Annotated in this window: 7 protein-coding genes and 1 pseudogene; 6 read left to right on the plus strand and 2 right to left on the minus strand. The window is 63.5% G+C overall.

The window, feature by feature from the left end:
* The 5 genes and pseudogenes from FV227_RS27420 to FV227_RS27435 form a co-directional block, all read left to right on the plus strand.
* Window positions 1-120: pseudogene (locus FV227_RS27420) on the plus strand (IS5/IS1182 family transposase); the annotation flags it as partial.
* A gap of 97 nt (window positions 121-217) precedes the next feature.
* Complete coding sequence (locus tag FV227_RS30415) at window positions 218-343, plus strand: hypothetical protein (protein WP_281407541.1); 126 nt, start codon at window positions 218-220, stop codon at window positions 341-343.
* Between the two features lie 314 nt (window positions 344-657).
* Window positions 658-990: an HU family DNA-binding protein gene (locus FV227_RS27425; RefSeq protein WP_147860355.1), complete on the plus strand. Its 333-nt coding sequence runs from the start codon at window positions 658-660 to the stop codon at window positions 988-990.
* Window positions 983-1,243 (plus strand): hypothetical protein, encoded by a 261-nt coding sequence (locus FV227_RS27430; protein ID WP_147860356.1) that lies wholly within the window; start codon window positions 983-985, stop codon window positions 1,241-1,243. The genes FV227_RS27425 and FV227_RS27430 overlap by 8 nt, the downstream gene beginning before the upstream one ends.
* Window positions 1,240-1,449: a hypothetical protein gene (locus tag FV227_RS27435; protein WP_147860357.1), complete on the plus strand. Its 210-nt coding sequence runs from the start codon at window positions 1,240-1,242 to the stop codon at window positions 1,447-1,449. Before FV227_RS27430 ends, FV227_RS27435 begins: the two co-directional genes overlap by 4 nt.
* A gap of 14 nt (window positions 1,450-1,463) precedes the next feature.
* Here FV227_RS27435 and FV227_RS27440 read toward each other — a convergent pair whose 3' ends face one another.
* Both FV227_RS27440 and FV227_RS29415 read right to left on the minus strand, forming a co-directional pair.
* Window positions 1,464-3,161, minus strand: a complete 1,698-nt coding sequence (locus FV227_RS27440; protein ID WP_246687934.1) for a methyl-accepting chemotaxis protein — start codon at window positions 3,159-3,161, stop codon at window positions 1,464-1,466.
* An 801-nt stretch (window positions 3,162-3,962) separates the two neighbouring features.
* On the minus strand, window positions 3,963-4,127 hold the full coding sequence (locus FV227_RS29415) for a hypothetical protein (protein WP_187274981.1): 165 nt from the start codon (window positions 4,125-4,127) through the stop codon (window positions 3,963-3,965).
* A gap of 129 nt (window positions 4,128-4,256) precedes the next feature.
* Between FV227_RS29415 and FV227_RS27450 the strand changes: the two genes are divergently transcribed.
* Complete coding sequence (locus tag FV227_RS27450) at window positions 4,257-5,549, plus strand: DUF3829 domain-containing protein (protein ID WP_147860359.1); 1,293 nt, start codon at window positions 4,257-4,259, stop codon at window positions 5,547-5,549.
* Window positions 5,550-5,886 lie beyond the last annotated feature (337 nt).

Here is a 5,886-nt window from a genome sequence, read left to right on the forward strand (position 1 = left end):
TGGTTCAACCGTTTCCGACGCCTGCCCGTACGCTACGAGCGTCGCGCCGACATCTACAAGGCCTTCACCAACCTCGCCGCCAGTCTCATCACCCTCAACCAAATCAGGCGGTTCTGTTAGGCGCTCTAAGTCAACGTCGAGCGGCCGGCATCTTCAGGAAGCGTTTACGCTTCCGGCGTCCCTTCGCGCCTTACAAGCGCCGGAGGACAGCAGGCCGATGAGCACACAGCCCGACAAGCCTTCACCCCTGCCGATCATAGAGCCGTGGCGCATTGCCGTGCTCGTGTTGATCCTCGGTGGCGCCATGCTGTTTGTGCACGCAGTCGTTCCAGTCGGTGCCTAACCCCGCCACAAGCCGGCTGCTCAGATCTCCACCATTCGCTGACGGGCCGAGCGCGGAGCAGAGACTGCTGGCAGACCTCGATAGGCTGCGTTCGGACGCCCTCTCGAACATAACGCCCTCAGAATTCGTCGCGCGCTGGCGCTGGATCGTGGGGGAGCCTCCGGCCGTCATGTTGGAGAGCCGATCGGAAATGATCCGTATATTGGTTCAGAGCATGCCGATTGCGTCATGTACCCTGATGTGCTGAGAGCTGTAGCCTCAAGTTTTAGGCTGGCGGGTTACTGCCCGGCGTCCCCTGCCTCTATTCCCTTGCCATGATCCGATCTGACCTAGTCCTGCGCCTCGCTGCCCTGAACCCGCATCTCTACGAGCGAGACTGCCAAGCGGTGGTCGATGCCATTTTAGGCCGGATCGCGGATGCCATTGCAGCCGGCGATCGTGTCGAGCTGCGCGGGTTCGGGTCGTTCGCCACCGTGGAGCAAAAGGCGCGAATGGGGCGCAACCCGAGGAATGGAGCGGCTGTCTCGGTCGAAGCCAAGAACCGCCTGCACTTCAAGGCCGGAAAAGAGATGCGGGATCGGCTGAACCCTGAAAGAGGCGGCCCTATCGATCAAATCGGGATGCTCAGGAACTCGCCCCATGGCTGACTTAACGACCGCCGAACTGTCCAAGGCGAAGACCGTCAGCGACGACGAGGTGAGCGCCGCGGTCGATGGGTTCCTGCACGACCCGACGATGAGCATGTTTCGTTTTGCCAGCGGACACACGCTGGACCCGGCCGCCGCGGTGAAAGCCCTTGAGCCAGCCAAGGCTGCGATCGCCGATCCGACGCAAGGCGAGAAGTACCAGCGTGGGATGGTGCGGACAGCGATCCTGTTGGCGTGCCCAACGGCGCCATGAACGAGGCTGCCAACAGCAACAACCAAGCTCAGTCTTTCGACATGCGGAAGGACGATGCGGGCTGGACGGTCTACGACATCGCCACCTACGAGCCGACGCAGGTCAACGGCATCGCGCAGACCGGCCTTGACATGGAGGCTGCCGACGATCTCCTGGACCTGCTGAACACACTGGCCCGGGAGAAGAACGAGAGCGCCAGGCATTGATCGCTGTCGCCATCTCACGCGGCCCGTACAGTAGCGAGGAAGCGTCCAACCTCGGCCGTGAGGGTCTCGGCCTGACGCGACAGCTCCGAGGCCGCCCCCAGCACCTGGCTTGCAGCCGCCCCCGTCTCCTCCGCCGCACCCGCCACGCCGGCGATGTTGCTCGTGACCTCGCCAGTTCCCATCGCCGCTTGGCTGACGTTGCGAACGATCTCCTGTGTTGCCGCGCCCTGCTCCTCCACGGCGGCCGCGATCGAGGTCGCAACCGCGCTGATCTCCTGGATCCGCCCGGTGATGCCGCCAATCGCCGAGACCGCCTGACCTGTCGAGGCCTGCACCTGCGCGATCTGACCGGAGATCTCGTTTGTGGCGCGGGCGGTCTGCTCGGCGAGCGCCTTCACCTCGGCCGCCACCACCGCGAAGCCCTTGCCCGCCGCGCCGGCGCGCGCCGCCTCGATCGTGGCGTTGAGCGCCAAAAGGTTGGTTTGCCCGGCGATGCCGGAGATTAGCCCGACTACGTCACCGATCCGGGACACCGTCGCGCTCAGCTCCTGCACCAGGGCGCCGGTGTGACCGGCTTCCATGACCGCCCGCCGCGCCAGCTCGGCCGAACCGTCGACCTGGCGCCCGATCTCGAACACCGACGATCCCAGCTCCTCGGCCGCGGCGGCTACGGTGTTGACGTTGCTGGCCGCCTCCTCGGCGGCGGCCGCGACCGCGCCGGACTGCGCCGAGGTCTCGCCCGCCATCGCCGACATCGAGCCGGCCGTGGCCTGCAGCTCGGTGGCTGCGGCTGAGACCATGCCGATGATACCACCGACCGCCGCCTCGAAGCCGTCGGCCATCTGACGCATCCCGGCCTTGCGCTGCTCCTCGGACGCCAAGCGCGCCTGCGCAGTGTCTGCTTCCAGCTGACGCGCGCGGATCAGGTTGTCCTTGAACACCTGTACCGCTGCGGCCATCGCGCCGATCTCGTCCCGGCGAGAAGCGTGTTCGATGGAGATCGTGGCATCGCCCGATGCAAGTCGACGCATAGCCTCGCCCAGTCGCTTCAAAGGGGCCAGGCTTCGCCGCATCCAAAACCAGAGCACGGTGCTGCATGCGATGGCCAGCAACGCGCCGATCAGGCCGGAGTGCCGCTTCAACCGAGTTACGACGGCGAGGTGGTCGGTGCGTTCGACCCCGGTGTAGAGGATGCCAAGGGTACTTCCGTCCGCAGCTAGGATCGGATCGTAGGCAGTGAAGTACGGGACTCCAAGGATCTCGGCTTCCCCTCGGTAGGGTCGACCTTGTTTGATCACCGCGTCGTAGACGGACCCAGGGGCCAAGCGTGTGCCGGTGGCACGAGTCCCATCGGGTTTGGTTACGTTGGTAGCCACACGCAGGTCGCGGAGGAAGATCGTGGCCGTCCCGCCGATGATGGCGCGAACACGATCAACGGCAGGGTCCTCAGGTCCGATGAAATGGGACCCCACTTGCAGATGACCATCGATCAAGCTGAAACGCTGAGACCCTCCCTCGTCTGCAAGGCTCTGCCGCAGCAGCCGCATATTGCTCTCCAGCACAGCGGACGCTCGCTGCGTCATGTCCGCCTCCACCTCGTGGAGGATCACGCCGATCGTGGTGAACGAAGCAATGCCGACCATCACGGTCCCAACGACGCTGAGACGCATGGGGAGTGACAGGGAGGGCCGGCTGAGGCGGCGCAGGTTCATTCGGGAGGGCTCTCATGGCGTGAGGCCGATCTCATTGCATCAGTTTAACACAGTACATCTGTTCGAAGGATGCTTCTACGCGAACTGAAACTTGTGATCGCGAATCGGTAAAAACACGGAACCGCCGTGTCTTGAGTCTGTATTCTTAATACAGTCTATAAGTTAATTTTGTATTAAATTCGGTCCTGATGTCTTATGCCGTCCTTATGTTCAATTCTAGATTGTCTAATCTGCCCTAAGAGGGAGCTCCTGCTTATCAATTGAAGGGGCCGACACCACAAACGAACTGCGTTGCATATCGTCCCGCAGGCTGGCGGGGGGGGCATCGGGCAAGGCCCTGCGCAACCTCACCGCGCTTCGATCGTGGCTCGGATGTCGGTCGAGTCGAACTGGACCTCAGCTGCGGCAGAGTAGCTGTGCCTGAGGACGGGTGTGCTCGAAGCAACGCGGCTTTCCGACCAACGCCGAGCTGTCACGACCGAACGCGACCGCTCGATCCTAAGATACCGCACAAAACAATCTCGATTGCGATTTTGGTCCAGTGCGCCCAGGGTGGATATCAGCTCACGCCGCCGTGAACACAGCGTCGCCCCAATTACAGTTCCAGTAGGAAACTGAGTAGGCCGTACGTGGCGACACGGATCCGTCGTGTCACACAGCAGTCTCGTCCACGCGTTTGGTCACAACCCCGATCGAGACTGAGGTAGTGCTATGCTGGTTATTTGGTCAGGCTGGGGGATCTTGGCCGTTCCCGTGGTGGTGGGTACCGCCGTCGTTGTCGGGGCGCTGGGTGGTCTCGCGTTACGCGCTACCGGCCATCCGGATCTGATGTTTCTTGCCGTCAGCCTCGGCCTTTTCGCCGCGGCTGGCGCAAATTGGCTTGTTGGCCGGCGCCTCAATGGCGCGCCGCCACTCGAACTCGTCGACCCAGCCACGAACCAAAGCGTCCTGTTGCGCCGACGCCATGCGCTGTTTTGGGTGCCGATACAGTACTGGTCCTTACCCGTAGCGCTCGCGGCCTTCGTGCCTCTGCTTGCTCTACGCAATCTCTAAACGCTGTGATCTGCGAACCGTACTGTAGCTAAGGATTAAAGTATGACGATCGTCGGTGGGGTGCCCGGGCTGCGCTATGGCCTTGCCGTCGCTTGGCTCGCCGTCGCGCTGGCCACGCCAACCATGGCTGTGACCCCGGTTACGCCGGTCAATATCGAGAGCTGCGACGCGTTCCTGGCTGCCTACGTGCAGTGCGCGGCTAGCCCTGGCGTGCCGGAAACCGTTCGCCCGAACATCCGGCAAGGCATCAACACCATGCGCGATAGCTTCCGCGAGGCGGTTGCTCGCAACGAGGCCGCTCGCCCGATCGTCGCTTACCAGTGCGCCCAGGCGCACGAGGCTGTGCGAAAGAGTATGGTCGACGCCTTCAAGTGCGATTTCCCTGTGTTGCCACCAGCCTCCCAGGCGCTGCTGCAGGCCCCACCAACGGCAACGGCAACGGCCGGACGAGCGCCAGCCCAAACGCCCGTCCGGGCTGCGCCGCCTCCGCCAAGCCCTGAGGCGCAGGAGCAAGCCAAGGTGAACGCCTACACCGAGGCACAGAACCACCTCGTGCGCTCCCATCCCTTAGAGAGCCAACTCGCCGCGTATCGAAGAGACAACGAACGCGTGCTCAAGCTCGGCACGAAGCTCGGGGCCAATGCGTGGTACCACTTCGGCATCGTCGATTTCGATGGGGTGATCGACGAGCTGGAAAAAGCGACGGCCCTGCCTAGTACCGTCCCGGAGGTCGATCCGCAGGCTGCGCGGCTGCTTGCTAGCTTGCGCGAGCTCAATCCGACACTGAAGGCGCTGACCCGCTACCAGACCACCCGCGAGTTCAAGGAAGACGGATACAAGTTCGCGCGCGAGCAGCACCTGATCCTGGTGCCCAGGGTCGAAGCCGCCGCCAAGGCGATGGACGTCTACGGCACTGCGCTATTTGATCGCGAACTCGCTCGGGACGACCGACGCGCGGCGGCCATGCCGGAGGACGCTCCGGCACGCCGGCTGCTCATTACCAGCCTTACCCTCCGACGTGCGGTGCAGCGCTTTGAAGCACTCGGACCGAAAGCGGACGTGGGCCCGTTCTTGGCCGCACTCGGCGAGGTTTCGAACGCCAACCGTCAGCTTGGGACGACGTTCGACACTATGAGCCCGAAGGCGAACTCGTCATGTACGGGCTACACCGACACGGTGGCGAGCGTGATCGGTCACGGCCGGGATGTGGCCCGGGATATCAAAACAAAGGGCGATCCGAGCCAGCCGGCGCAGCTGTTCAACGACAGCTACAACCGCTCGGTGCGTGATTTCGAGTCCTGCCAGCGGTACGAAAGCCGTGCTCGGCCGAGCTGAGGGCTGGCCCGAACCGCACGGGACGTCCTCGTCTCCTTAAACATCCACCCCCCGAGAGCTCCATGATCACACGGTTTTGGAGGGGGCGAGGCAACGGCTTACGGCTTCCCCCTATTGTCCTGCTCCTTGCCTGGGTCGTGGGTATGCCAACCCTCCTCGCGGGTCTCGGCGCCTGGTAGGTCGAGCGCGGACACGAGACCGTCGCGACTTAGAGCGCCTAACAGAACGGCACCCTGAGCGTTGATGTGCGTTGGTGTTTCATGGCCCGCGCACTTCTTCCCGACGATCTCTGGGACGAGATCGCCCCGCTGCTTCCGCCTCCCCGACCCCGTCCGAA

It is taken from the genome of Methylobacterium sp. WL119, assembly GCF_008039875.1.
Classification (GTDB): Bacteria; Pseudomonadota; Alphaproteobacteria; order Rhizobiales; family Beijerinckiaceae; genus Methylobacterium.

What these genes read in the sequence shown, in the direction of transcription:
- FV227_RS30415 (WP_281407541.1), top strand. Translation starts at nt 218, where the DNA reads ATGAGCACACAGCCCGACAAGCCTTCACCCCTGCCGATCATAGAGCCG.
- FV227_RS27425 (WP_147860355.1), top strand. Translation starts at nt 658, where the DNA reads ATGATCCGATCTGACCTAGTCCTGCGCCTCGCTGCCCTGAACCCGCAT.
- FV227_RS27430 (WP_147860356.1), top strand. Translation starts at nt 983, where the DNA reads ATGGCTGACTTAACGACCGCCGAACTGTCCAAGGCGAAGACCGTCAGC.
- FV227_RS27435 (WP_147860357.1), top strand. Translation starts at nt 1,240, where the DNA reads ATGAACGAGGCTGCCAACAGCAACAACCAAGCTCAGTCTTTCGACATG.
- FV227_RS27440 (WP_246687934.1), bottom strand. Translation starts at nt 3,161, where the DNA reads ATGAACCTGCGCCGCCTCAGCCGGCCCTCCCTGTCACTCCCCATGCGT.
- FV227_RS29415 (WP_187274981.1), bottom strand. Translation starts at nt 4,127, where the DNA reads ATGGCGTCGGCGCAACAGGACGCTTTGGTTCGTGGCTGGGTCGACGAG.
- FV227_RS27450 (WP_147860359.1), top strand. Translation starts at nt 4,257, where the DNA reads ATGACGATCGTCGGTGGGGTGCCCGGGCTGCGCTATGGCCTTGCCGTC.